The organism is Sphingomonas sp. MMS12-HWE2-04 (assembly GCF_044881185.1).
Lineage (GTDB): Bacteria > Pseudomonadota > Alphaproteobacteria > Sphingomonadales > Sphingomonadaceae > Sphingomonas.
Genome location: NZ_CP173254.1, coordinates 2,410,289 through 2,434,583, shown reverse-complemented (window position 1 = coordinate 2,434,583; position 24,295 = coordinate 2,410,289). Strand labels below are relative to the sequence as shown.

19 protein-coding genes, 1 tRNA gene and 1 pseudogene are annotated in these 24,295 nt (G+C 66.4%); 9 read left to right on the top strand and 12 right to left on the bottom strand.

All coding sequences use genetic code 11. The annotated features are described in order from the left end of the window. Positions 1 to 8: 8 nt before the first annotated feature. Together proB and AB2M62_RS10995 are read left to right on the top strand one after the other, a co-directional pair. The gene (gene proB / locus AB2M62_RS11000) at positions 9 to 1,115 is read left to right on the top strand and encodes a glutamate 5-kinase (RefSeq protein ID WP_404333696.1); all 1,107 of its coding nucleotides are present in this window, start codon (positions 9 to 11) and stop codon (positions 1,113 to 1,115) included. Next, positions 1,112 to 2,017, top strand: a complete 906-nt coding sequence (locus tag AB2M62_RS10995) for an NAD-dependent epimerase/dehydratase family protein (protein WP_404333694.1) — start codon at positions 1,112 to 1,114, stop codon at positions 2,015 to 2,017. The genes proB and AB2M62_RS10995 overlap by 4 nt, the downstream gene beginning before the upstream one ends. Before the next feature lie 483 nt (positions 2,018 to 2,500). Here the strand turns inward: AB2M62_RS10995 and AB2M62_RS10990 are convergent, their stop codons facing one another. Next, positions 2,501 to 5,086: a TonB-dependent receptor domain-containing protein gene (locus AB2M62_RS10990; RefSeq protein WP_404333692.1), complete on the bottom strand. Its 2,586-nt coding sequence runs from the start codon at positions 5,084 to 5,086 to the stop codon at positions 2,501 to 2,503. A gap of 725 nt (positions 5,087 to 5,811) precedes the next feature. Beyond that, a tRNA-Ser gene (locus tag AB2M62_RS10985) sits at positions 5,812 to 5,901 on the bottom strand. A 172-nt stretch (positions 5,902 to 6,073) separates the two neighbouring features. Between AB2M62_RS10985 and hspQ the strand changes: the two genes are divergently transcribed. The 4 genes from hspQ to AB2M62_RS10965 all read left to right on the top strand — a co-directional run bounded on the left by hspQ (position 6,074) and on the right by AB2M62_RS10965 (position 8,032). Then, positions 6,074 to 6,406: a heat shock protein HspQ gene (hspQ, locus tag AB2M62_RS10980; RefSeq protein ID WP_404339910.1), complete on the top strand. Its 333-nt coding sequence runs from the start codon at positions 6,074 to 6,076 to the stop codon at positions 6,404 to 6,406. Positions 6,407 to 6,622: 216 nt separating this feature from the next. Beyond that, on the top strand, positions 6,623 to 7,003 hold the full coding sequence (gene rplU, locus AB2M62_RS10975) for a 50S ribosomal protein L21 (protein ID WP_404333690.1): 381 nt from the start codon (positions 6,623 to 6,625) through the stop codon (positions 7,001 to 7,003). Between the two features lie 24 nt (positions 7,004 to 7,027). Beyond that, positions 7,028 to 7,297, top strand: a complete 270-nt coding sequence (rpmA, locus tag AB2M62_RS10970) for a 50S ribosomal protein L27 (protein ID WP_404333688.1) — start codon at positions 7,028 to 7,030, stop codon at positions 7,295 to 7,297. Positions 7,298 to 7,471: 174 nt separating this feature from the next. Next, entirely contained in the window at positions 7,472 to 8,032 is a 561-nt protein-coding gene (locus AB2M62_RS10965; protein ID WP_404333687.1) for a GNAT family N-acetyltransferase, read from the top strand. Positions 8,033 to 8,044: 12 nt separating this feature from the next. On the opposite strand, the gene AB2M62_RS10960 is transcribed toward AB2M62_RS10965, so the two are convergent. Next, the gene (locus AB2M62_RS10960; protein WP_404333685.1) at positions 8,045 to 8,710 is read right to left on the bottom strand and encodes a hypothetical protein; all 666 of its coding nucleotides are present in this window, start codon (positions 8,708 to 8,710) and stop codon (positions 8,045 to 8,047) included. A gap of 179 nt (positions 8,711 to 8,889) precedes the next feature. On the opposite strand from AB2M62_RS10960, the gene AB2M62_RS10955 reads away from it, so the two are divergent. Then, positions 8,890 to 9,483, top strand: a complete 594-nt coding sequence (locus AB2M62_RS10955) for a TetR/AcrR family transcriptional regulator (protein WP_404333683.1) — start codon at positions 8,890 to 8,892, stop codon at positions 9,481 to 9,483. A 3-nt stretch (positions 9,484 to 9,486) separates the two neighbouring features. Here the strand turns inward: AB2M62_RS10955 and AB2M62_RS10950 are convergent, their stop codons facing one another. From AB2M62_RS10950 to AB2M62_RS10930, 5 genes are all read right to left on the bottom strand, one after another. After that, positions 9,487 to 11,385 (bottom strand): ATP-binding protein, encoded by a 1,899-nt coding sequence (locus tag AB2M62_RS10950; protein WP_404333682.1) that lies wholly within the window; start codon positions 11,383 to 11,385, stop codon positions 9,487 to 9,489. 141 nt (positions 11,386 to 11,526) lie between these two features. Next, on the bottom strand, positions 11,527 to 12,717 hold the full coding sequence (gene spt / locus AB2M62_RS10945) for a serine palmitoyltransferase (protein ID WP_404339908.1): 1,191 nt from the start codon (positions 12,715 to 12,717) through the stop codon (positions 11,527 to 11,529). Positions 12,718 to 12,793: 76 nt separating this feature from the next. After that, positions 12,794 to 13,036 (bottom strand): acyl carrier protein, encoded by a 243-nt coding sequence (locus tag AB2M62_RS10940; protein ID WP_404333680.1) that lies wholly within the window; start codon positions 13,034 to 13,036, stop codon positions 12,794 to 12,796. Between the two features lie 76 nt (positions 13,037 to 13,112). Beyond that, a complete protein-coding gene (locus tag AB2M62_RS10935) occupies positions 13,113 to 13,826 on the bottom strand; it encodes a DUF6683 family protein (RefSeq protein WP_404333678.1) in 714 nt (237 codons plus the stop codon). Positions 13,827 to 13,921: 95 nt separating this feature from the next. Next, the gene (locus tag AB2M62_RS10930; RefSeq protein WP_404333677.1) at positions 13,922 to 15,472 is read right to left on the bottom strand and encodes an HAD-IIIC family phosphatase; all 1,551 of its coding nucleotides are present in this window, start codon (positions 15,470 to 15,472) and stop codon (positions 13,922 to 13,924) included. Positions 15,473 to 15,943: 471 nt separating this feature from the next. Here AB2M62_RS10930 and AB2M62_RS10925 point away from each other — a divergent pair, with 471 nt between their 5' ends. Continuing rightward, a complete protein-coding gene (locus AB2M62_RS10925) occupies positions 15,944 to 17,092 on the top strand; it encodes a LuxR C-terminal-related transcriptional regulator (protein WP_404333675.1) in 1,149 nt (382 codons plus the stop codon). Between the two features lie 3 nt (positions 17,093 to 17,095). On the opposite strand, the gene AB2M62_RS10920 is transcribed toward AB2M62_RS10925, so the two are convergent. The 4 genes from AB2M62_RS10920 to AB2M62_RS10905 all read right to left on the bottom strand — a co-directional run bounded on the left by AB2M62_RS10920 (position 17,096) and on the right by AB2M62_RS10905 (position 21,606). Next, positions 17,096 to 17,710, bottom strand: a complete 615-nt coding sequence (locus tag AB2M62_RS10920; protein WP_404333673.1) for a hypothetical protein — start codon at positions 17,708 to 17,710, stop codon at positions 17,096 to 17,098. 23 nt (positions 17,711 to 17,733) lie between these two features. Beyond that, entirely contained in the window at positions 17,734 to 19,029 is a 1,296-nt protein-coding gene (locus AB2M62_RS10915) for a hypothetical protein (protein WP_404333671.1), read from the bottom strand. 299 nt (positions 19,030 to 19,328) lie between these two features. Further along, positions 19,329 to 20,363: a LacI family DNA-binding transcriptional regulator gene (locus tag AB2M62_RS10910; protein ID WP_404333669.1), complete on the bottom strand. Its 1,035-nt coding sequence runs from the start codon at positions 20,361 to 20,363 to the stop codon at positions 19,329 to 19,331. 16 nt (positions 20,364 to 20,379) lie between these two features. Then, positions 20,380 to 21,606, bottom strand: a complete 1,227-nt coding sequence (locus AB2M62_RS10905; protein ID WP_404333667.1) for an MFS transporter — start codon at positions 21,604 to 21,606, stop codon at positions 20,380 to 20,382. Positions 21,607 to 21,981: 375 nt separating this feature from the next. On the opposite strand from AB2M62_RS10905, the pseudogene AB2M62_RS10900 reads away from it, so the two are divergent. After that, positions 21,982 to 24,218: pseudogene (locus AB2M62_RS10900) on the top strand (beta-glucosidase). Positions 24,219 to 24,295: the final 77 nt, after the last annotated feature.

Here is a 24,295-nt window from a genome sequence, read left to right as displayed (position 1 = left end):
CGCCGCTCATGTCCCTCTTCCCGCCCGTCTCCTGCCCCCGCATCGTCGTCAAGATCGGTTCGGCGCTGCTTGTCGATCCGGACGGCAGCGTGCGCCGCGGCTGGCTGGAGGGCATTGCCAACGATATCGCCGAGCGCACCCGCGCCGGCCAGCAGGTCGCCGTGGTGTCATCGGGCGCGATCGCGCTGGGGGCGCGGCGGCTGGGACTGCCCAAGGGCGGCCGCGCCAGCCTGGAGGACGCGCAGGCAGCGGCGGCCACCGGGCAGATTGCGCTGTCGCAGGTCTGGGCCGAGACACTGGGTGCACAGGGGCTGACGGCGGCGCAGATCCTGGTCACGCTGGGCGATCTGGAGGACCGGCGGCGATATCTCAACGCCGCGGCGACGCTCGACCGGCTGCTCGGGCTCGGCGTGGTCCCGGTGCTCAACGAGAATGACAGCGTCGCGACCGAGGAAATCCGCTTCGGCGACAATGATCGGCTCGCCGCGCGCGTCGCGCAGGCCGCGGGGGCGGGGGGCGTGGTGCTGCTCTCCGATGTCGACGGCCTGTATGACCGCAACCCGGCGCTGCCCGGCGCGCAGCATATCGCCCGGATCGAGCGGATCGACGCCGCCATCGAGGCGATGGCCGACAAGGGCTCGGCCTCGGGCATGGGATCGGGCGGCATGGTCTCCAAGATCGCCGCGGCGCGGATCGCCAATGCCGCGGGCGCGCACCTCGCCATCGCGTCGGGCCGCGTCGCGCACCCGCTTTCGGCCGACGCCCGGCACAGCCTGTTCGTCGCGGAAAAGACCGCACCGGCGCGCAAGGCCTGGCTGGCGGGCGGCTTGACTGCGCGCGGGACGATCCATGTCGATGCCGGGGCGGTGCGCGCGCTGGGGCAAGGCAAGAGCCTGCTTGCGGCGGGCGCAACCCGCGTAGAGGGCGATTTCGCCCGCGGCGACCTGGTGGTGATCGCGGGGCCGGACGGGCGCCAGCTTGCCCGCGGCCTTGCCGAATATCCCAGCGACGACGCGGCGCGGATCACCGGCATGCGCAGCGAAGCGCAGGCCGAAGTGCTTGGCTATGCCCCGCGATCGGCGCTGGTGCATCGCAGCCATATGGCGCTGCTGTGACCACGATCGCGCTTACCGGCGGCACCGGCTTTGTCGGCACGCGGCTGATCGCGCTGGCGCTGGCGGCTGGGCACCAGGTGCGTGCGCTGACGCGGCGTCCGCAGGCCGAGCGCGCAGGGATCAGCTGGATTGAGGGCGATCTTGCCAACACCGCAGCGTTGGCGTCGCTGTGCGTGGGCGCCGACGCGGTGATCCATGTCGCGGGGGTGGTCAACGCGCCCGATCGCGCGGGCTTTGCCGCGGGCAATATCGACGGCGTGCGTAACATGCTGGGTGCCGCCCAGGGGGCGGGCGTGTCGCGCTTCGTCCATGTCTCGTCGCTCGCCGCGCGCGAGCCGGCGCTTTCGGCCTATGGCTGGTCCAAGGCCGAAGGCGACGCGCTGGTCATGGCCTCGGGGCTCGACTGGGCGATCGTGCGGCCGCCGGCGATCTATGGTCCGGGCGATCTCGAAATGCTCGAGCTGTTCAGGCTTGCCGCCAAGGGGTTGGCGCTGATGCCGCGCGGCGGGCGGATATCGCTGATCGAAGTCGGCGATCTCGGGCGGCTGCTGCTCGCGCTGGCGGTGACCGATGGGTGCAACCAGATCCTCGATGCCGATGACGGGGTGGCGGGTGGCTGGAGCCATGAGGACTTCGCGCGGGCGATCGGCGCGGCGGTGGGCAAGCGCGTGGCGACGCTAGCGGTGCCGCGACCGCTGCTGATGGCCGGAGCCCATCTCGACCGCCTGGTGCGCGGCGATAAGGCCAAGCTGACCCCCGATCGGGTCGACTATTTCTGCCAGGAGGACTGGGTAGTCGATGCCGAGCGACGGCCGCCGGCGAATCTATGGCGCCCGCAGGTGGAGACGCCGGCGGGGCTGGCCGCGACGGCGGCATGGTACCGCGAGCAGGGGTTGCTCTAGGGCGGCGCGCGCACGAACGACCGCATCGGCACTAGGACTGGAAGGCCGGGGGTGGGAAGTGGACATTGCCAAGTGTGCGGATGGTTTTGCCTTGATCCTCCCCCTCCGGGGGAGGAATGAGCAGCGCTTCCAATGCCGCAAGTGGGGCGTCAGCCGGCGCTGGCTTTCCGATTCCAGACCAAAGCCTGGTTTGCGCGTCTCTGCGGCGCATGGCTGCCGTTGGGATCCGATCTGGGTCAAACGGACCGGGTCAGCCTCGACAGCCAATCGTCTTGGTCACTATTCGTACCTCAACACCTCGACCGGGTCGATTTTGGACGCCTGCCATGTAGGGTACAAGATTCTTATTAAATTTAGTGCCAGTGATCTATGTTTTTGGGGATGAGCCTCGTCTTGCCGACCGCAGCCTCGCCGGTATCGATAGCAGACGCGGGGGATCCTGGTTTTACCAAGACAAGTGCCATGCGGCGCGGTGGTAGTTCATCAGAATAGCTTGCGTACTCCTAACCGGATCGAGCGTCCCAGCGGGTCGAGATAGGCCGCCTGGAATCGATTTGGCGTCGCGCCATCACGGTCGATCACATCGATCCGATCGTTCAACAGATTTTCGACGGTAAGCTGGAGAGACAGCTTCTGCGCCCATCGCCCGTCGCTCACCATGCTCATATCGACCGAACTATAGGCCACCAGCCAAGTCCGTCCGGAAAACTGCAGATCTGACGCTGCCAGTTCGCTGCGGATGCGGGTCGGTCCCTGCAGCCGGCCGTACAGGCCGAGGCTGGCGCCACCCAACGATCCACCGAGATTGGCGTCAATCTCCCAGCGCGGCCGCCCCCCGGTGCCACTCAGAGTTGCTCCGTCGATCAAATCGAGTGCGGGGGATCCCGGCTGGAGGTGGAGCTGGTTCTCGAGGCGCCAGTCGGTGGTGATGGAGCCGTACAGCAAGAGCCGCGGTTTGGGCGATCGTGCGGGCGGCGCGTTCTGTACCGGCGCGCCGGGCGCCGACGCCACGGGCGGAGGCGTACGCCCGACCTGGGTGAAGAAGTTGGCGCCCAGCCGCAGTTTCCGCTCGCTTTCGCGTGCGACGTTCACGGGCCGACGGTCGACCCGCACCAGCGCGCCGCCAGTATTGCGCTCGAACAGATCCGGAAACGCCGCGAGGAAGTCCGGCGTTAGCGCACCGAGATACGAGGCCTGATTGCGGATCTTCGTGTCAACATAGTCGAGATTGACGCGGAGTTCGGTGTCTTTGAGTGGCTTCACCGACACGCCCAGCTTTGTGATTCGCCGGTGCTCCGCGGCGAGCGCCGGATTGCCGCCGCTCACCGTCGTCACCAGTACGCTGGTGCCCGTGGTAAAGTCGAAAAACGGCGTGTTCGGTGTGGTGACAAGCGGACTTGCCAGCATATCGACAGCCGGCGGCGTTCCCGTCTGGTTGACCGAGGCAGTGAATTGCACCGGCCGCAGGGGCGCCCAGTTCAGTCCGAAACTGGAGTTCATCAGTTGGCCGAAGCCGGACACGTCTGAGACGCCGACCATACCGTTCGCGCTCAGCCGCCCGAGAAACCCCAGAACCCCTCGATCCGCCGACGCGATCGGCACTTCGGCGCTCACGCTCGCGCCCATCATGCGCCGCGCAAGGCGCTGTTGATCGTCCAACGCAGCCTGTCCCCGTGGACCGGCCTCGGTCGAAGCCCGCGTATAGTCGGCAGTGACGGTGACCAGCGCCTCGCCTGCCGGCAGCGTCACCAGCGGACCATTGGCCACCGCCTTGCTTACCAGCGTCTCGGTCAGCGCCCGACTTTGCAGTCGCACGCGCTGTGCCATCGCCTCGGGCGACAGCGGTGCCAGTGGATCACCGCCGGCATCGACCGACGCCTGCAGCGCGTCCAGCGGCACGCCCTGATCCGACGCGTCTAAATTGCGCACGCGATCGTAGGTAGCGCTCGCATTCCACATCCAGCGCGCGACGCTGCCGTACAGCGTCGCGGCGGCGTGCAGATTCAGGGTAGTGCTGGTCTGCCGGAGCACCGTGCCTGGAAAATAGCGATACAGCAGCACATCGTCGGCGAAGGGGAGCGCACCGCTTGCACCGGGCACGCGCAGCTGCGCGGGCGCGAGGCCGTTGCTGCCGCGATTTCGCTGTCCTTCCAGGGCAAGGTTCAGTGATCCCCGCAGGGTTTTGGTAAGCGGCGCCGCAAGTGTCCCCTCTACGCGTAGCTTATCCTGGCGCTGGAGAAGCGTGCGGTAAGCGCCCAGCTCCTCGCCCACGAGCAGGCCTCCGGTATAGCTCTCCAGAGCGCGGCGGGCCGCTGGATCCGTGGGTACCGGCGCAACGCGGACCGGTCGCCCCACCACGGCATCGAGTGCCGCATCGATGCTGCCGCCGTTCACGCCAGTTACCGTGCCTGTAGTCGAAAACAGCAGATCTGGATCGGGAACGATGGCGCGTTGATCTTGCCAAACCGGATTTTGCCGGAAATAGGACATGCTTAGGGATGAGCGGCGCGTTCCGTCGATCCGCGTAGAGATCGCCTCCGCATATTCCGTGCCGCCACCGCCTTCGGTGGTCGTGCCGGCGAGTTGCTGCAGCGCCAGCGAACGGAACCGCTTCTTCGTGATGAAATTGACGATGCGCACCGTCGGCGGGAAGCCGAAGCGCGCCGCGTCCTGCTCCGGCAGAACCTCGACCCGCTCCATGGCCTCGGGCGGAAGGGTCTGAATCTCCTCCATCCCCGAGATTCGCTGTCCGTTGAGCAGGAAAACGGGATCGGCGCCGCTCGCCGATTTGGTCGCCGAACCGAGCCGTTGCACCATCTGGGAGAGGCTGGTCGCCCCCAGCGCACGGATCGCCTGTTCATCGAGCACTGCGACCGGCTCTGCCTCACCTATAGCCGATCCTCGTGGACGCCTGCCGGTAACGACGATCTCATTTTTGTCGATGAGGGCGTCCTGGCCTGCTTCCGCCTGGGCGGATGCGGCACTTGGCGCACACAGCGTGGCGAATGCGACTCCCCACAGAATGGTGCTTCGCCGCTCTGCGCGTATCCGATGACGCGTTTCGATCACGGAGAGAACTTTAGCCTACCATACCAGGTGCATATCCGTGTTGCTCGCCCGCCCAGGCTAAAATACGTCAAAAAAGATGGCCAATCTGCGGCGATCGCTACGGCTTTGCCAGCCGCTGTTCGCCACGCGCAGCCATCTCCCCCTAATTGGCGTCAGCCTATAACAGCTTTCTGCATTCGAACGACGCGACCGAATAGTCAGCTGCAGCCTGCGACTGGCACATGGCCTTTTTATTGATGTTCTCAGCAGTGTTGCTCGGTATCGCGTAGCAGGGCTGCAGATTTTGAGAGTACCTCAACCAAGCAGCGTTCATGCAGGCGTCATAGGGCGTCACTGATATTTGAGCAGCCGTCGGGGCTGTAGCGCCGCTGACAAAGAGAGCGAAAATAGCGATCTTTTTTACCAAGAGCCTTCTCCACCAATCATGCAGCCTGTTCCGCAATTGAATACCGTATACAGCAAGTATTCCAAGTCAAGCGGGGTTGAGATCGCTGAACATCTCGACGTTGATATTGGCGCCAGCTTTCGACCGACAGCTTCTGCTGTCAGACCGCAGAATAATTCGCGAGGCTCCGCGGCGCATTCGCCCTCCGGTGGCCGAGATCGCGGCCAGCGAAGTCCGAAGACAGTCCACCAAATCGTGGAATAAAAATGGGACCGTCAGTGGGACCGAAATCCTTCTGCCGAGAAGTATCTTTGAATATCAGTTCAGTATGGGAAGGTAGTGGCGGAGAGGGTGGGATTCGAACCCACGTTACGGTTTCCCGTAAACCGCATTTCGAGTGCGGCGCATTCGACCTCTCTGCCACCTCTCCGCGAGGCGATTGGGAACGCGGGAGAAGCCGCGCCGGTCGCTGTGAGGGCGGGCCACTAGCCGAGTTGTTTTGGCTGCGCAAGCTCCGTCCTTGTGCGTAGCGACAGAAGCACTAGATTGTACCGGTGACCAGTATTGATCTCCCCGGCCAGCCCTACGAACCCAGCGTCCCCATGCCCCCGGTCTCGAGCGCGCGTTTCGCGATCGGCGACATCGTCAAGCATCGGCTGTTCGATTTTCGCGGGGTGATCTTCGATGTCGATCCGGTGTTCGCCAATAGCGACGAATGGTACGAGTCGATCCCCGAGGATGTGCGCCCGGCCAAGGACCAGCCCTTCTACCATCTGCTCGCCGAAAACGACAATTCGACCTATATCGCCTATGTCAGCCAGCAGAACCTCGTCGTCGACGAGACCGATGAGCCGGTGGATCATCCGGCGATCTCGGGATTGTTCGAACATTATTCGGGCGGGCGCTACAAGCTGAAGCCGCTCCATCGCCACTAAGCGCAAGTATCGGGCGCGTAGCGATTCGCCGGCCGTACGCGGCGAATCGCGTAACCGAAGTGCACCACATGCGGCCGATGGCGACACGGGCACGAATTAGCGCCCAAAACCGGCCTCCGGCGCTTGACAGCTTCCGCCTCTTCGCCTAGCTGCGCCCTTCCTCCTGCCGGGGCCATCCCTGGCGGGCACATGCATTTGACACAGAGAAGAGACCCGATGTTCGCTATCGTGCGCACGGGCGGCAAGCAGTATCGCGTTGCCGCGGGAGACAAGATCGTTGTCGAGAAGCTCGACGGTGAGGCCGGTTCGACGGTCACGCTCGGCGACGTGCTGCTCGCTGGCGAAGGTGGCGACCTCCAGTCGACCGAGGGTCTGACGGTTTCGGCCGAGATCATCGCGCAGGCGAAGGGCGAGAAGGTCATCGTCTTCAAGAAGCGCCGCCGGCACAATTATCGCCGGAAGAACGGCCATCGCCAGAACCACACCATCCTGAAGATCACCGCCATCGGTGCCCAGGAAGAAAAGAAGAAGGCCGCGCCCAAGGCGAAGAAGGCCGCAGCTCCCGCCGAGGCAGAAGCCCCGGCCGCGGAAGCGTAAGCGAGATACGAGGAGTAACGCAAAATGGCACATAAGAAAGCAGGCGGCTCTTCGCGCAACGGTCGCGATTCGGCAGGCCGTCGCCTCGGCGTCAAGAAGTTCGGCAGCGAAGCAGTCGTCGCCGGCAACATCATCGTGCGTCAGCGCGGCACCAAGATTTATCCGGGCGTGAACGTGGGCATGGGCAAGGACCATACCCTTTTCGCGCTCGTCGACGGCCGCGTGTCGTTCAAGCAGGGCAAGCTTGGCCGCAAATTCTGCTCGGTAGACATGATTGCGGAAGCAGCCGAATAACATCGGGTGACCGGCCGGGTTGCCCACCAGGGTGACCCGGGTTCGACGAACGAACCAGCTGAAAAGGGAGACGGGTCACCCCGGCTCCCTTTTCTTTTGCTCCCACGAAATGCGGCTGCAAACTGGCTGTCACACAGACAGGCCAGGGGCACCGCAAGACCGAGGAGACTGGTCATGTTCGTGCGTACGCAAAGACTGACGTTGAGACCCGGCTGGCCCGAGGATGCACCCGAGCTCGCTTATGCGATCGGGCACGAGAGCGTGGTGCGCAACCTCGCCCTGGTGCCCTGGCCTTATCCGATCGAAGCCGCCGAGACGTTCCTCGGCCATTTCGACGATCCCACCGAACCCAAATTCCTGATGTTCGAGCACCACCGCGGCGCGACGCGGTTGATCGGTGGCATGGCGGTGGGCGCCTATAAGGAATGGCCGAACGAGCTGGGCTATTGGCTCACCCCGGATTGCTGGGGCCGCGGCTATGCCACCGAGGCAGGACGCGCCGTGCTCCAGGCCGCGCGCGCCCGCGGCATCCGCCACGTCACCGCCGGCCATTTCGTCGACAATCCAGCCTCGGGCGGCGTTCTGCGCAAACTCGGCTTCCGCCCGACCGGCCGCACCGCGCCGTGCTTCTCGCGCGGCCGCGGCTGCGAGGCGATGACGGTGCGCTACACGATCGATCTCGACGAGGGCGACTGCGGCGGCGACCTAGGCGACGATGCCCGAATGGCGGCGTGAGCCCGGGCTGCGCTAGTTTTCGAGGGAGGGCTTGGGTCGGCAGTCGCCGATCCGCTTGCCCTTGATCGACCAGCGCACCACGTCCGGCCGGGCGAGATAGGATATATCCGGGACCACCGGCTCCTGGACGGTTTGGAAGTCGATCGCCAGCGCCTGGCGCCCATAGCGGCCGGTGACCGACAAGGTGTTCTTGACAGGAACCATATTCCCGCCGGACGGAGCTGCCGCGCCGGTGCCGCTGCGCTGGGCAAGCGAGCCGACGCCGCGATGCGCTTCGACGGGAATCAGCTCCATCGATCCCCCCTGGCAGGATTGCGAGCCGCGGAGCTTTCCGTCGCCGAGCTGAACGACAAGGCGTGAACACTTTGTCGTGGACGAGGAGGCAGTGCGCCCCTCTCCCACAAGGATCCGCATCAGCGGCTCGACATCGGCGTCGCCGCGGCAGAATTTCCAGCTCCGTTCCTTGCCCATCGGCCGCTCGGCATCGAGATGGCCCGAACGATAGGCGCGGGACAGCGTGACGTTCCACTCTCCGCCTTGCACGCGCCGCGCATCGCGCTGCCCGGTGACGACGACCTCGTCCTGGCTGCCCTCCTGCTGGGCGTACGCCCCCATCGCGATGGTGCCGCAAGCCAGGCATGCCAGCGGCGCAAGCATGCGAAGCACCGGGAATCTCATGCGCCCCTCCTTGATCACGACAACGCGTAATAGATAACAGCCTGGGCAGCGCAAATCCTTTGCGTTCGCGCCGCGGGGGGTCGCCTTAGGGTCCGCGCGCGGGCCGGGGGCATCCGCAACGAAACCGAGCCGCGCTCCCCTTTGCTTTCGCCCGCGCTTTGGGTCAGTAAGGCCGCTTCATGTCCGCCACACCTCGCAAGCGCCTCACCCCCGAAGAATCCCGCGACGCCGCACTTGCGGCCGCGCGCGAATTGCTGCTCGAATCCGGCCCGCAGGCGGTTACGCTCAAGGCTGTGGCGGCGCGGATCGGGCGGACCCATGCCAATCTGCTCCACCATTTCGGCTCGGCCGCGGGGCTGCAAAAGGCGCTGGCCGCACGCCTTGCCGAAGTGGTGACGGAGAAGATCGGCGCCGCGGTGCTGCGCGCCCGCGCGAAGGACCCGCAAGACCATGATCCGCGCGAAGTCGTCGACATGACCTTCGATGCGTTCGGCCGCGAGGGCGCCGGGGCGCTGGCGAGCTGGATGATCCTCAACGGCAATGAGGATGCGCTCGATCCAATCCTCGAGGCGATCCACGACCTGGTCGACAAGATCGCCGAGGGGCATGACGATGCCGGCGGCACCGTCCACGAGGAAACGCTCCAGCTGACGCTGATGGCGCTCGGCGATTCGATGCTCGGCGGGCCGATGGCGCGTGCGCTGGGGCTGCCACGCGACAAGGCACGCGAGATGGCGGCCGCGCAGCTGCGCAGTTCGATGGCGCAGCCCTAGGCGTTATTCGGCGGCGGCGCGCGCTCGCTTCAATTCCTGCGCCACCGCTTCGTCGACCGCGCGCGACAAGGCCGCCATGGTGAACGGCTTGCGGAGCACCGAACGCCCGCCAAAGGCGCCGGCATCGGCCTCGCCGGCAAAGCCGGTGACGAACAGCACCGCCACGCCGTCCAGCCTGTCGCCCAGTGCCGAAACCATTTCCGGTCCGGTCTGCCCGGGCATCAGCACGTCGGTCATCAGCAGATCGACGCTCGGCAGTTCGTCTAGCTTCGCGGGCGCGCCGAGCGGATCGGAACAGGCAGTGACGCGGTGGCCGAGTTCCTCCAACGCGCTGACGCTGGCGGCGAGCACGCGCGGATCGTCCTCGACCACCAGAATGTCGAGCGGGCGCGCCGCATCGGCGGTCTGGGCGACGATCGGCTCGGGCTTGGCCGAGATCGCGGCGCCCTGATAGCGCGGCAGATAGACCGTGACGCTGGTGCCCTCGCCGGGCGCGGTATCGATCGCGATCTCGCCACCCGACTGGCGGATGAACCCGAAGATCTGGCTGAGCCCCAGCCCGGTGCCGCGCCCAACCGGCTTGGTGGTGAAAAAGGGTTCGAAGACGCGGTCGAGCACTTCGGGCGTCATCCCGCAGCCGGTGTCCCGCACGGTGATCGTCGCATAATCACCCGCCGGGCACGATCCGATCTGGTTCTCGCTCAGTTCCGCCCCGCCGGTGAGGATGGTCAGCGTGCCGCGGCCGTTCATCGCGTCGCGGGCGTTGACCGCTAGGTTGAGCACCGCGTTCTCAAGCTGGTGGCGATCGATCCACACGCGCCAGCCCTTGCCGCGATCCTGCGTCTCGACCGCAATCGTGTCGCCCAGCGTGCGATCGAGCAGGTCGGACATGCCGTTGATCAGCTTGCCCGCCTCGACGGCTTCGGGCAGCAGCGGCTCGGAGCGCGAGAAGGCGAGCAGCCGCCGGGTCAGCGCGGCGGCGCGATTGGCGGCGTCGGTGGCGTTGTCGATATGGCGCTCGGCGTCGGGATTGCCGGTCTCGATCTGGCGCTTGGCGAGTTCGAGCCCGCCGAGAACAACCGCGAGCATATTGTTAAAATCATGCGCAATTCCGCCGGTGAGCTGGCCCACCGCTTCCATCTTCTGGACCTGGCGGAGCTGGGCTTCGGCCTGTTCGCGCTCATGCGCTTCGGCGCGCAGCTGCGCGGTCGCATCGGCGACCGCCTGCTGGAGCTCGGAGGCGCGTTCCCGCTCGCGTTCGGCGTCGGCGTCGGCCACTGCGCGCTCGCCCTGCGCCTCGATCGCGAGCCAGCCGAGCAGCACCGCGCCGAGCACGATCATCACGCCGAATGCCATCAGGATGTTCGACGCGACGCTCGAATTGGAAACCTTGTCGCCTGCTGCCTGGGTGCGCTGGCGCAGCAGCACGCGCTCATTCTCGACAACGCGGGTGAGCAGTGCCTCCAGCCGGGTGCGCGCCGGGCTCTGGCGCACCTGGTAATAGGACCCCCAGGCGTCGTTATGCCGGTTGAACGCCGAATAGGCTGCGGTCTCGCTCAGTTCGCGCCCGCGTGCGTCGAAAGCGCGCTGGACGTCGCGCAGCCGCTGGACCTGGCTCGGATTGTCTGCGGCAAGCTGGCGCAGCCGGGTGAGCTGCTCGGCGGCTCGGCCCCATTGATCGGCATATTGCTGGCCAAGATTCTTGTCGGCGCTCACCACATAGCGCCCCAGCGCCGCCTCCGCCGACGAGATCGCGCCGGAGAGCTGGCTCGCCCGCATGATCACGTCGAACGTATGCTGCTGGAGCGCAATCGCCCGGTCGCGTTCGCGGTTGGTGAGCGTCTGGATGACGATGAGTGCGGCAAGCACACCGATCCCGAGCAGCGCCAGTGCGCCGAGCATCAAGAACCGCCAGTTCGTCGCCCGAACCGCGCGCTCCACCGCTGTACCCCCGTCGGTCATCGCAGGCTAAGTGTAGGCAGCGATTGCGTTTGCCGCAACGCCCGTGAAGCCCCGCTAGGGAATATCACGAGGATGCCGAGCTCAGGCCAGTACGCCCACTGCCTTGCCCGCGGTCTCGAACATGCCCAGCACCCGGTCGATCTGCTCGGGCGTGTGCTCGGCGCACAGCGAGCAGCGCAGCAGGAAGGTGCCCGCCGGGGTCGCAGGCGGCCGTGCGAGATTGACGTACAGCCCGCCCTCGAGCAGCGCCTGCCACATCATCGCACCCTGGGCCTGGTCCTCCAGGATCACTGCGATGATCGCGCTGTCCGGCGCCTGCGTGCCGAGCTTGAAACCCATCGCCTTGAGCCCGCCGTGCAATTTCCGGGCGTTTTCCCAGAGTTGCGCGCGCTTCTTGTGCGCGGTCATCAGCTTGCGGATCGACGTCGCGGCAGTCGCGACGACGCTCGGCGGCAGCGAGGCAGTGAAGATATAGGCGCGGCACGCCATCCGGATCGCCTCGAACTTGGGATGGTCCGAAATGCAGAAGCCGCCGACCGTGCCGACCGACTTGGAGAAGGTGCCGACAACGAAGTCGACCTGGCCCTCGAGCCCCTGTTCCTCATAGACGCCGCGACCGTTGGGCCCGAAGAACCCCATCGAATGCGCCTCGTCCGACAGCACCATCGCGCCGTGCTTCTTGGCGACGGCGACCATCTCCTTCAGCGGCGCGATGTCGCCGAGCATCGAATAGACGCCCTCGAGCACCACCAGCTTGCCGGCCTCCTTGGGCAGGCGGCCGAGACGCTTGTCGAGGTCTTCGACGTCGTTGTGACGGAAGCGGACGATCTCGGCATTGCCCTGCTTGCAACCGTCATAGATCGAGGCATGGCTGTCGGCATCAAGGATGACGTACTCGCCCTTGCCGACCAGGGTGGAGATCATCCCGAGGTTGGCCATATAGCCGGTCGAGAAGACGATCGCCCCGGACACGCCGTAGAAATCGCGCAGCGCCTGCTCGACTTCGATATGGTCGTGGAAGGTGCCGTTGAGCATCCGGCTGCCGTTGGTGCCCGAGCCGAACTTGTCGAGCGCGTCCTTCCCGGCCTGCACCACGTCGGGGTCGAAGGTCATGCCCATATAATTATAGGTGCCGAGCAGGATCGTGTCCTTGCCCTTGATCACCGCCTCGGTGGGCGACTTCACCTGCTCCATCACCACCGCATAGGGATCGGCGACGCCGCTATCGAGCAGCGCCTGGCGCTCGGCGATGAGCTTGTCGAACTTCGACATGAGGTCGGTTTCGGGCGTCACGGCCACGGGATCCGCGGGCAGTGCGTCGGGGGCGCTCAGACTGTCGGTCACAGTGTCAGCCCTTCAGCTTCTGCACCGCGTCGACGAGCTGGCCGACGGTCTCGATCTCGGCCTGCATGTTCATCGTGATGATGATGTCGAACTCGTCCTCGATCGCCGCGACGAAATCCATCACGGTCAGGCTGTCCCATTCGAGGTCGCCGGCGAAGCTGGTGCTCTCGGTCAGCGCGACGCCCTTCTTGTTGAAGGGCTCGATCTGGGCGGTAACGGTCTCGAAGACATCTGCGCGTTCGGTCATGGCGCTCCCTTAGTGCGATCGCCCGAGCGTGCCAAGCGAATGCGGCGGAAACGGGCCGCTGGCGGGGCCGCGCGCCTCAGCCCGCCACGAAGCCGCCCGGGGTCAGCGCCATCGCCGTCAGGTCCACGCCCATCGCCCGCGCGCCCTGGTTGACTGCACCGGCGACGGCGCGCAGCCGCTGCGGATCGCCCTTTGCCTGGGTCACCGCCGCCTCTGCCAGCACTGCCTGGACCAGCAGCAATTCGGCAAATTCCTGGCGCGCGGCATCGTCGGCACCGGCGAAGCTCGGCACCCTGGCCAGCGCCCGCGCCGCCTGGGCACGCACCGCCTGATAGGTCGCGCGGTCATGGTCGCTGTCGGCGCCGCCGTGGCCGCGGCTCGCGTCCCACGCCGCGATCCACCACACCGTATAGGCATCGGCGACATCGTCGGTGCGCAGGCCATAGGGCCTGAGCAGCCCGCCGATCTGGCCGAACAGGTCGGTGGCGAACAGCCGCTCGAGATCATCCGCGCCGCCGGGGTTCACCTTGCGGGTCTTGGCGACGAAGCGCGCGAGATTGGCCGAGCGCCGCGCCGGCGACGGCGTGTAGCGCAGTCTTACCGGCGCAGCGGCCCGTGGCGGTGCAGGCGTCGTGTCGCGGCGATTGATGTCTTCGCGCAGCATCGTGCTGAGGATGTCGGTCTGGGCGTAGGAGGGAACGAGCACGCTCCAGCTCCACACATCCTGCGCGCAGGCCGGTGTCGCCACGACCGCGCTGATCGCCAAGGCCAAGCCGAGAAGACGCCGCATCCGTACTGCTCCCTGTCCGCCCCCGGGGTGCGCAGGGTAGCGGCCCGAGCGCCGGCGAACAGCTCGGCCCGCCGCTCGGCGCCGTCGCTTCGCCGCTAGGCGGCCTCCGCCTGCGCTCCGCCGCCCAGCGCCACCTGCTCGACCCAGCAATCGACCTGGCCGGCGATCTTCTGGAGCAGCCCGGCATGATAATGCGTCACATCGGCCATCTCGTCGTCGCGCTCGATCAGATGGTCGAGCTCGAGCACCCAGAGATGCTCGGGATTGTCGCGCGCCGCCCGGCGCCACAGCGCGTTGAAGAAGCGCGTGCGCTCGCGCGTGTGGTTGAGCCCGTGGCGATATTTGTCCTCGGGCGCTTCTTCGGGCGGCAGCACCACGAGCATGCGAAGCCCCCGCTCGATCAGCAGCGTGCAGACCCGCAGCACGCAGGTCTGGTAGACGCCGCGCTCGAGCAAATGCCACTGTCCCGGCCAGCGCACGTCGAGATAATCGACCGTCGCGCCATAGACGAGCAGCGGCGGGAAATGCTGCTCGGCATAGCTCCCGTCCTTCATCATCCGCAGCGAAAACAGCCGCGGCGCATTGTCGAACTCGGTTGCCGCGCGGAAGCGGCTGAAATGCGCGATCCCGCCCGATTGGCAATCGAACATGATCCGGATCGCCGGATCGCTCGCCACCGCCGGCCCCTGCTCGCCGAGCAGCTGCGCGCGCACCTCGGGATCATGGAAGCTGCAATCCGCGATCCAGTCGGGCGTCGTGCGGCTGAAGCGCCCGTCCCAGGCGCTGGTGTCGATGTCCGGCCACGCCTCGCGCACCTTGCCGAGCGCATAGGCCTCGACGCCCATGTGCATCACCCGGCACGAGAAAGTGAAATGGACGAAGGCGCCCGCCGCGCGATCGACCATGACGAAGCCGACCAGCCCGTAGCGGCCATACTTATCCCAGGCGAAGATCGACCAGCTGTCGAAACCGACCAGATCGATAATGTCGCGCTCCAGCGCCGCCTGGTCGACGCGCGAGCCGGTGTAGTTGAGCTGGTTCGATCGGTTGATCAGTTCGGCGATCCGCCCGGCGAAATCGAGATTGTCCATCATCTGCGGCGCGCAGGCGTGAATGCCGCACGATCGCAGGAAATCCTCGTTGGAAAGCGCGGTATCGGCAGCACGGTCGCGCGCCTTGCGCTCGAGCATGCGGTAGTCGTCGACGCGGCTGCGCGTGCCGGTCTGCAGCGCGAGCAGCCCGGCAAGCTGGTCGTCGGCGTCGCGCGCGGTGATGTCGAGCGTCTGTATCTCGGGCAGGCAGTGCCGCACTTCACCTAGATTGACCGAATTGTCGTCGACGAACAGCACGTTGGCGGCACGCAGCTGCATGTCCTCGATGATCGCCCGGATCGCCGCCGGCTTGGGGCTGAACGCGATATGCGGGAAGACGAATTCGTCCCACAGCCCCATCGCGGCCAGCGCTGCCTTGGCGGTCTCGAAGTCATTCTTCGAGCAGATCGACGAAACCACCCCCTTCGCATTGAACGCCCGGACCATCTCGGCGCGCGGTTCGTGCAGGACGACAGCCTCGCCATCGGCAAGCGTCCCCTGCCACAAGGTGTCATCGAGATCCCAGATGATGAGCTTGATCGGCGCGGTCCACATGTCTCCATTGTAGGACGCAGTCAGTGTTTCCGGTCACAATCCATTCCTCCTTGAGCTTGCTGGGGAAGGGTCTGCGGGAACGCTTGCCGCGATACGCACGGCGAACCGAACCAGATCGTCGGCCCGAAAAGGCGGCCGGTCGGCAAATGCCCCGATGGCATTTCCCCGCCGTCGCCCCGGCCTTTAGCCGGGGTACCGCTTCTTCCGCGATGGATCTGGGCATCGTAAAGAGAGCGTCTTTCGGGATTGCCGCGCGCTTGGTTAGCCGCGTAGCGCCGTCGCGTAGATGGGGCGCTCATTCCTCGGCCGTGGTCTGCTGTGATTTCCCTCTGAGCCTTGCGATCGAAGCCCGAAGCAGGGGCCTTTGCCAAATGCGGCGAGTCGTTGCGGTGCGCGCCGAGCGGAAGCGGGTTCGTCTTGTCACGCGGCGTCCCAATGACAACGATGCGTCAGTAGGGGGTGGGAACAGGCATGACGACGGAACAGATCGATCCAGCACGTCTCTCCGAGCTGATCGGCATGATCTACGACGCGGCGATCGATACCAGGAAATGGTCGATCGCGATGGACGCGATCCGCGTGGAGCTGCGCTGCGCCATATCGGCATTCTCGCTGCAGATGCCGGTCGGCACGATCGCGGTGAGCGTGACCACCAACATTCCCCAGCGCTATGTTGAGGCCATGCCCGGGCATATCATGGACGTTATCAACCAATGGGGCGGTATCGGTGCGCTGCAGGCGCGCGCGCTCGACCAGCCGCATGTGCTGTCGCGTGTCAATCCGGGCGAATGCGACTTCGAGGCGACGACCAATCGCTATGTGCTTGAATGGCGCAAGCCGCAGGGGCTGGTCGACGTCATCGCCGTCGGGCTCGCGCGCGACGATCGGGCGATAGGCTCGATGCAATTCGCGCGGCACGCCGATGTCGGGCCGATCACCGACCGGGAAGTCCAGATCATGGAGCTCCTGATCCCGCATCTTCAGCGCGCCGCGACGATCAACCGCATGCTCGACCTCTCGGCCGTCGCCCAGGCGACGTTCGAGGCGGCGATCGAGACACTGAGCGTGCCGGTGGTGCTGACCGACGGCCAGTTGCGCATCGTCTATACCAATTCGGCGGCGCGGCAGATGCTGGCCAGCGGCCACCTGATTCACGATCGCCGCGGCCTGCTCGGTACCGCCACCAAGCCGGGGACGCGCGCGCTGGAGATCGCGATCGCGCGCGCGTCGACCGACATCAGCACGCTGGGCCGCAAGGGGCTGGGCATTCCGGTGCGCTCCGACGCCGGGCCCAATGGTGCGTTGCACGTCCTGCCGCTGCGCCAGGGATCGGCGCTGGCGCCGGGCGCGGTGGTGGCGGTCTTCGTCGCGCACACCGATACCCCGTTCATCGCGCCGACCGAAATCGTCAGCGCGCTGTTCGAGTTGACGCCTGCCGAAGCCCGGGTGTTCGGGCCGATCGCCGAGGGGCTGACCGTGGCCGAGACCGCCGCCGAGCTCGGCGTCGAGCAGAGCACGGTCAAGACGCACATGCTGCGCATTTATGAGAAGACCGGGGTGCGCCGCCGCTCCGAATTGCAGCGGATGGCATCCTCGCTGGTGCTCCCCGTCGCCGCCTGACTGTCACGGCTGCGGAAACGCATCGGGTTCGACCATCGCCAGCCCGGCGAGCGTCCGGCGCAGTGCCGGCCCGTCGGGCGCGGGTTCGAGCCGCAGCGACGTGCGGGTCAGACCCATCGACGTGCGGATCACGAACCCTGTCACCGCGCCCTCCAGGACGATGACGGCGACCGGCTCGGTCGCGGATTGGCCGGGCGCGCCGGCGATGTCGGCCAACAGCCGGTGCGGTCCCACCGGCAGCGGCAGGATCACGAACCGCTTGGCCATCAGCTGCGCGACGACGCGGCCGTCGACCGAGACATCCAGCCCCGCAGAGGCAACGCCGCGCTTGTCGCGGATAACCGCCACCCAGCCGTGCCCCGGCATCGCCGGGAAGGCGAGCGCGGCGGCACGGCGGGCGGCGTTGGCGACCGGAACTCTGCGGTTGCCTGCGCGTCCCTGCAGCCCAGTGAATATCCCGAGCCCGACCATCAAAGGCATGATCAGCTTTGGCGCGCCGAGGTCGAGCCCCGGCGTGGTCGCCTCGGCAAAACTCAGGAGAAGAAACAGTCCGCCGCCGGCGACGACCGCGATCGCTGCGTTCCGCAGCGACTTCGCCTGCTGCTGCCGTTTCGCCATCGCGCGCTCCCCCTGGTGACCGCCTACAGTCCGAAGCTGATGCCGACGCGGCCGGCAGTGGAGCGGCGCACGGTCGATCCGCCGACGCCGGCGTTGACATAGACTTTGGGCGCGATCCGCCCGACGATGGCGCCCGAAAAGCCTTGCTGGCCGCGATAGGTGGCAAGGTTGAACGATAGCGAGACCGGGCTGTCGGGCACCACCATCGTGCCGCCCAGCGCGACGGCCGCGGCGATCCCGCCATTGGCCTCGCGGATGTTGCGGCGCAGCCCGTCGACCGAGGTCTGCAGCCCGCCGACCTGGTCCTGGAGCGTGCTGATCTGGTTGGTCTGCACCGTGTTGACCGATTCGATCGCCGTCATGCGTGAATCCTGCGCGACGTTGACGTTTTCGATCGAGGTGAGACGGGTGTCCTGCACGACGTTGGTGCCCTCGACTGCGGTCAGCCGGCTATCCTGCATGACATTGGTGTTTTCCACCGCGGTCAGCCGATTGTCCTGCTGGACATTCTGGGTCTCGACCGTGGCGAGGCGAGTCTCGTGATCGGCCACCTGGGTGGTCAGGCTCGTCACGCTGCCCTGGACGCTGGCGACGCTGGCATCGACATAGTCCTTGTTCGCCGCGTCGGTGCCGACGACGGGCGCGCCGATATTCTGGAGCCGGTTGCCGCCGGCGTCGAAATTGGTGCCCGATCGCAATTCCACGTTGCCGCCGAGCGACGCAGAGGTGGCGACGCGGAGTTCGGTGATCAGCGCCGACCCGGTGGAGAACGAGCCCGCGGTCAGCGATCCGGTGACGCGGCCCGTGCCCGAGGCGTTGAGCGAGCCGGTGTTGACGCTGTTGGTGGTCAGCGCGCCGGAGTTGATGATGCTGGTCGACGTGATCTGCTGCGCCTGGGTGAGCCCGCCCAGATTGACCTGGCCGTTGAACTGCGCGCCGCTGTTGAAGAGCGCGCCGCCGGTGAATTCGGCGAGGCCGCCAAACGATGCGGTGCCGTCCGCATTGATCGACGATGCGGCATTGCCCGATCCGAAACCGATCCCGCGCAAGAAGTGGAACTGATCGGGATCGGCACCGGTCAGCGGGCCGCCCGGATCGCAATCCTGGCCGTTGACGACATAGAGCGAGCCATCGGCATTGGCGCAGGTGGTGTTCTGGCCGTCGAGATTGAGCCCGCCATCGGTGATCGCGGTCACCTGCGCCGCCGCAGGCAGAGCGGCGAGGCTGCAGCCTGCCAGAGCGATTGCAGCCGTAAGGGCGCGGGGGCGGCACGCGAGCCCGCGACGCGAGCGCGCAAATCGCTGTGAAATCCTGGTCATCGAGATCCTCCTATGAACGGGAGGCTCGGTGAAAGGGCGAACCCGGCAGCCTTTACGACCCCTTGGCGACCGTCACGCCCCGCTTCACCGTGCCGTTGCGACGCGGCGTAGCGGCGGGTGTGCGGCGTGGCGTCCACCGAACGTATGACGTCACAGCGTCATCGCCACAGATCCCAATTCGACCGGTCCTGGGGCCTGGTGCGAGCGCGCCCCGACGCGTATCAAGAGCACGCCGAGGCAGGGGCGGTCGCAGTGCATCGAGCATGTGCTCGAGGAGCGCGATGAAAGCCGCGAGATCGTTACCCGGCTTCGCTGCCCCGTTGTGCCTGCGCGGTGCTGGCCCGCATCACCATCGTATAGGCAAGCTGGCGCGTCTCGATTGCAGACTCGTCACCGCGGCCTTGCAGGCGGACGAGCAGGTCCACCGCCGTCACTGCCATCTCGACATTGGGCTGGCGCACGGTGCTGAGCTGCGGCCAGGCCATGCGCGCGATCGGGGCATCGTCGAACCCGGCGATCGAAAGCTGTTCGGGCACGGCAATGCCGTTGCGCATCGCCGCGACGAGCACCGCCAGCGCCATCTCGTCATTGGCGGCGAAGATTGCGGTCGGTCGATCGGGGCCGCCGAGCAGCCGATCGGCGGCGTCGAGCCCCGAGCGGAAGGTGAAATCGCCCTGCAGCGTGCGCGATTCCGGCGCGGCCAGCCCGGCTTCGGTCATCGCGGCGGCGAACCCCGCGAGGCGGCGTGCGGCGGCGTGGTGCGTAGGGTTGCCCTGGATGAAGGCGATGTCGCGGTGGCCGAGCGCAATCAGCCGACGCGTCATTTCCTGCGCGGCGCCGCGATCGTCCATCAAGACCTGGGGGGACCGCTCGGGAAAGTCGCCCGGAGAGATACGCACTACGGGGACCTCGTTGCGATCGAACAAGTCGAGCAGTTCGGGCCAGTCGCACAGCGGCGGAGTCAGGATCGCGCCGCCCAGTCGCACCGCCCGCAGCGAGGCTTCGCACTCTTCCAGCCAGCCGGCGCGATCGCGCGCGACCTGTTCGACGACGAGATGGTAGCTGAGCTCGCGGCAGCGGGCGAGCGCCCCGCGCTGGACGTCGGCGGCATAGGCCGATCCGGGATCGTCGAAGAACAGCCCGAGCAGGAAGGAACGCGAGCTCGAAAGCTCGCGGGCAAAGGCGTTGGGGCGATAGCCGAGCTCGGCGACGACCTTCTGCACGGTTTCGCGCAGTTCTGCACGGACATAGGATTCGCCGTTGATGACGCGCGACACCGTCTTCGGGGAAACCCCCGCGCGCGTCGCGACATCCTTGATCGTGATTGTCTTCATGGCCTGGCTGTCGAGCCTATTGTTCGGTTAGCGCTACCATCAGCGCGAATGCGGCGATGACGCAATAGCAGAGCGCGGGCAGACCGAGCGCGGATGCCAGGCCGATCCGGTCGGCCAGCATGGCGGTGAGCATTGGGATCACGGCGCCGCCGACCACTGCCATGCACAGCACCATCGAGGCATAGGGCGCGCACGAGCGGTCCGCGGGGAGCGAGAGCGCGAACAGCGTCGGGTACATGATCGCATTGCACAGTCCGACCGCGAGCAAGGCGGTGGCGCCGAGCAATCCGGTTGCCTGGGTTGCGACTGCCACCAACGCGACAGCGCCGAACCCCATCGTCGCCAGCAGGCGGGCAGGGCGCCAGCGCGTGAGGCCATAGGCGCCGGCGAAGCGCCCGATCATCGCGCCGCCCCAATAGAGGCTGACCAGTCGCCCGGCATGGGCCGGGCTCGCGCCGAGGATCTCGGCCTGCGCCAGATAATTGGCGAGCAGCGTGCCGATCGTCACTTCGGCGCCGACATAGGCAAACATCGCCACCGCGCCGAACACCAGTCTTGGCTCGCCGAGCACGCTGCGCAATTGTGCCAGCGGCAGGCGGCGCGGCGCTGGGAAGGCTGCGAGCAGCGCGCGCGCACGCCAAAAGGCCAGACCCAAACCGAGCAAGAGGGTCGCGCAGGCAAGAAAGGGGAGGGCGAGCATCAGCCAGCCGGGCGCACCCGCCTTTATGTCGGTGGCGCCGAGCAGGAAGCCCGCGCCGATCAGCGGCGCGAGCACCGTGCCGATCGAATTGAAGCCCTGGAGCAAGGTCAGTCGCGAAGCGCCGCGGCCGCTCTGCTCGACTACGGGCTGGATCACGTTGGCGGCGATCTGGAGGAAGGTGATCCCGGCGGAAAGGCCGAGCAAGGCTACCAGCACCACCGAATAGCTCGCGAGATAGGCGGCGCCGGCAAGCCCCAGACAGCCTGTCGTCATGACGAACAGCCCCGCCGCCATCGCGCGCATATAACCGAGCCGCACCAGCAGCGCCGTGATCGGCAGCGCGAACAGCAGATAGCTCGAATGGAAGGCCAGTTGGACTAGCGCGCCGCGCGTATAATCGAGCCGATCGAGCAGCGTCAGTCGGGGCACCAACAAACTGACCAGCGACGTGACGAAGCCGCCCATGAAGAAGATGCCGATCGACAGCCGGAACAGGCGTTCCGCGCTGGATACGGTTCCGGAAGATTGCGAAGCGGCGTGCACGCGCGGAAGACTATCCTTGGCGTTCGGCAATGCAACGGGCGCCGCCGACGCGTTCGCGCCGTTCTAGCACAAGCTTGACATCGATGTCAGATGCGGCCAGACATCGATGTCAGAGACCAATAAGCTTCCGCATACAGGAGGCATTTGGAGGGGGAATGACTTGGGGCGGCATCCTTGCGATTCGCGCACTTCGTGCGGCTGCGATGCCTGTGTCCCATGGCGCTGGCCAACTTCACCTTCCTCGAAATCCCCTCCGGCTTACTCCCTTAGGTCGGAGTTCCGCGGCCATTGTTCGCCTGGCGGACGGTGGTCGCGGCTTTTTGTTGCCGGCGCGCGTGCTGCGGCACCGCGTCTCCCACGGGAATTCCTGATCCGATGATCGTGAAGCGTATCTCCTTCGCTGCCGCCTTGCTGCTGTCTGCCGCGCCGGTCGTGACGCATGCGCAGACTGCGCAGACCTGGCGCGACGCGCATCTCAGTGCCGAGGCGCGCGCCGACGCACTGGTCAAGGCAATGACCCGCGAGGAAAAGCTGCGCTACGTGCACGGCCTTTTCCCGCCGATGACCAAGGCAGTCGCGCCGGACATGATTCCTTCGGCCGGCTATGTGCCCGGCGTGCCGCGGCTCGGCATTCCGACGCTCCGCGAAAGCGATGCCAGCCTCGGCGTCGCCAACCAGGTCGAGCAGCGCAAGGGCGATACGGCGACGGCGCTGCCTTCGAGCCTGACCACTGCTGCCACCTTCGACATCGAACTGGCGCGCAAGGGCGGCGCGATGATCGGCGCGGAGGCGCGCGCCAAGACCTTCAACATTTTGCTCGCCGGCGGCGTCAACCTGACCCGCGACGCGTGGAACGGCCGTAACTTCGAATATCTCGGCGAGGATCCGCTGCTCGCGGGCAAGATGGCGGGCGCGTCGATCGACGGCATCCAGTCGAACCACATCGTCTCGACGATCAAGCATTTCATCCTCAACAGCCAGGAAACCGGCCGCGCCGTGCTCAATGCGCGGATCGACGAGGCGGCACTGCGCGAGAGCGACCTGCTCGCCTTCGAGATCGCGATTGCCGACGGCAAGCCCGGCTCGGTGATGTGCGCGTACAACCGCATCAACGGCGATTATGCCTGCGAAAGCCACCGCATGCTCACCGACGTGCTGCGTGGCGACTGGAAATATCCAGGCTTCGTGATGAGCGACTGGGGGGCGGTGCATTCGACGGTCAAGGCCGCCAATGCCGGGCTCGACCAGCAATCGGGGCAGGAACTCGACAGCGCCATCTTCTTTGGCGAACTACTCGACGCGGCGATCAAGGCCAGGCAGGTGTCCGAGGCGCGGCTCGACGAGATGGTCCGCCGCATCTTGGTCGGCGTGATCGCCAGCGGGCTTTACGATCATCCAACCCCGGCAGCCGAACAGCCGATCGATTACACCGCGCATGCCGATATCGCCCAGAAGGTCGCCGAGGCAGGCATCGTTCTGTTGCGCAACCAAGGCGATGTGTTGCCGCTCGCCAAGACCGCGAAGAAGATCGTGCTGATCGGCGGCCATGCCGATGTCGGCGTGCTCTCGGGCGGCGGATCGAGCCAGGTTCGCTCGGTCGGCGGCGTGCCGGTCGAGATTCCGCTGACCAGCGGCGCGGCGGCATCGTTCGCGCGGATCACCTGGCACAATTCCTCGCCGCTGCGCGCGATCCGGGCGCTCGTCCCGCAGGCGCAGGTTACCTATCTCGACGGCAGCGATCCCGCCGCCGCCGCCGCGGCGGCACGCAGCGCCGACCTGGCGATCGTCTTCGCGACCCACTGGACCACCGAGGCGCAAGATCCGCCATCGCTGGCGCTGCCGGACAATCAGGACGTGCTGATCACCTCGGTCGCCAGGGCCAATGCCAAGACCGTGGTGGTGCTAGAAACCGGTGGCCCGGTGCTGATGCCGTGGATCGATCAGGTGCCCGCCGTGGTGCAGGCCTGGTATCCCGGCCAGCGCGGTGCCGAAGCGCTCGCCGGCATCCTGTTTGGCGATGTGAATCCTTCGGGCCGCTTGCCGATCAGCTTTCCCAGCGCGATCGCCCAATTGCCGCGCCCCGAGCCGGTGGTGCCGGCAGGCGGCATCGCCGATTCGGCGAGCAATGCGGGTGCGGGCGACGGCAGCAAGATTGCGGCGTGGAACGTCGACTATAGCGAAGGCGCCAATGTCGGCTATCGCTGGTACGCCGCAAAGAAGGACAAGCCGCTGTTCCCCTTCGGCTATGGCCTGAGTTACACCCATTTCGCATTCGCCGGCGCCAAGTTCACCGGCGGCGCGACGCCCGGGGTGACCTTCACTGTCCGCAACGACGGCAAGCGTGCCGGCGCAGTGGTGCCGCAGCTTTATGTGACTGCGTCCGATGGTTCGCCGCTTCGCCTGGCGGGTGGAAGCGCCAGTGGCTCGAGCCGGGCCAGTCGGCACGCGTGACGCTCACCGCCGATCGCCATGCTTTGGCGCGCTGGCAAAAGAATGGCTGGGCAATCGCAGGCGGCAAGTATCGCCTGTCGCTGGCGCAAGACGCCGAGCGCCTAGTGGCAGCGCAACCGGTCGAGGTTCCGGCTGGGTCGATTGAAAAGCAATTGAAATGAAAGGGGAATTTTTCATTTTGACGTGACAACGTTGTCGCTGTATTTACGCGGTACTAAAGGGGTCAACCCATAATTAA

Coding starts and splice junctions, on each gene's coding strand:
- proB (WP_404333696.1), top strand. CDS start 9: ATGTCCCTCTTCCCGCCCGTCTCCTGCCCCCGCATCGTCGTCAAGATC.
- hspQ (WP_404339910.1), top strand. CDS start 6,074: ATGCCCCCGGTCTCGAGCGCGCGTTTCGCGATCGGCGACATCGTCAAG.
- rplU (WP_404333690.1), top strand. CDS start 6,623: ATGTTCGCTATCGTGCGCACGGGCGGCAAGCAGTATCGCGTTGCCGCG.
- rpmA (WP_404333688.1), top strand. CDS start 7,028: ATGGCACATAAGAAAGCAGGCGGCTCTTCGCGCAACGGTCGCGATTCG.
- AB2M62_RS10965 (WP_404333687.1), top strand. CDS start 7,472: ATGTTCGTGCGTACGCAAAGACTGACGTTGAGACCCGGCTGGCCCGAG.
- AB2M62_RS10960 (WP_404333685.1), bottom strand. CDS start 8,710: ATGAGATTCCCGGTGCTTCGCATGCTTGCGCCGCTGGCATGCCTGGCT.
- AB2M62_RS10955 (WP_404333683.1), top strand. CDS start 8,890: ATGTCCGCCACACCTCGCAAGCGCCTCACCCCCGAAGAATCCCGCGAC.
- AB2M62_RS10950 (WP_404333682.1), bottom strand. CDS start 11,385: ATGCTCGGCGCACTGGCGCTGCTCGGGATCGGTGTGCTTGCCGCACTC.
- spt (WP_404339908.1), bottom strand. CDS start 12,717: ATGTCGAAGTTCGACAAGCTCATCGCCGAGCGCCAGGCGCTGCTCGAT.
- AB2M62_RS10940 (WP_404333680.1), bottom strand. CDS start 13,036: ATGACCGAACGCGCAGATGTCTTCGAGACCGTTACCGCCCAGATCGAG.
- AB2M62_RS10935 (WP_404333678.1), bottom strand. CDS start 13,826: ATGCGGCGTCTTCTCGGCTTGGCCTTGGCGATCAGCGCGGTCGTGGCG.
- AB2M62_RS10930 (WP_404333677.1), bottom strand. CDS start 15,472: ATGTGGACCGCGCCGATCAAGCTCATCATCTGGGATCTCGATGACACC.
- AB2M62_RS10925 (WP_404333675.1), top strand. CDS start 15,944: ATGACGACGGAACAGATCGATCCAGCACGTCTCTCCGAGCTGATCGGC.
- AB2M62_RS10920 (WP_404333673.1), bottom strand. CDS start 17,710: ATGGCGAAACGGCAGCAGCAGGCGAAGTCGCTGCGGAACGCAGCGATC.
- AB2M62_RS10915 (WP_404333671.1), bottom strand. CDS start 19,029: ATGACCAGGATTTCACAGCGATTTGCGCGCTCGCGTCGCGGGCTCGCG.
- AB2M62_RS10910 (WP_404333669.1), bottom strand. CDS start 20,363: ATGAAGACAATCACGATCAAGGATGTCGCGACGCGCGCGGGGGTTTCC.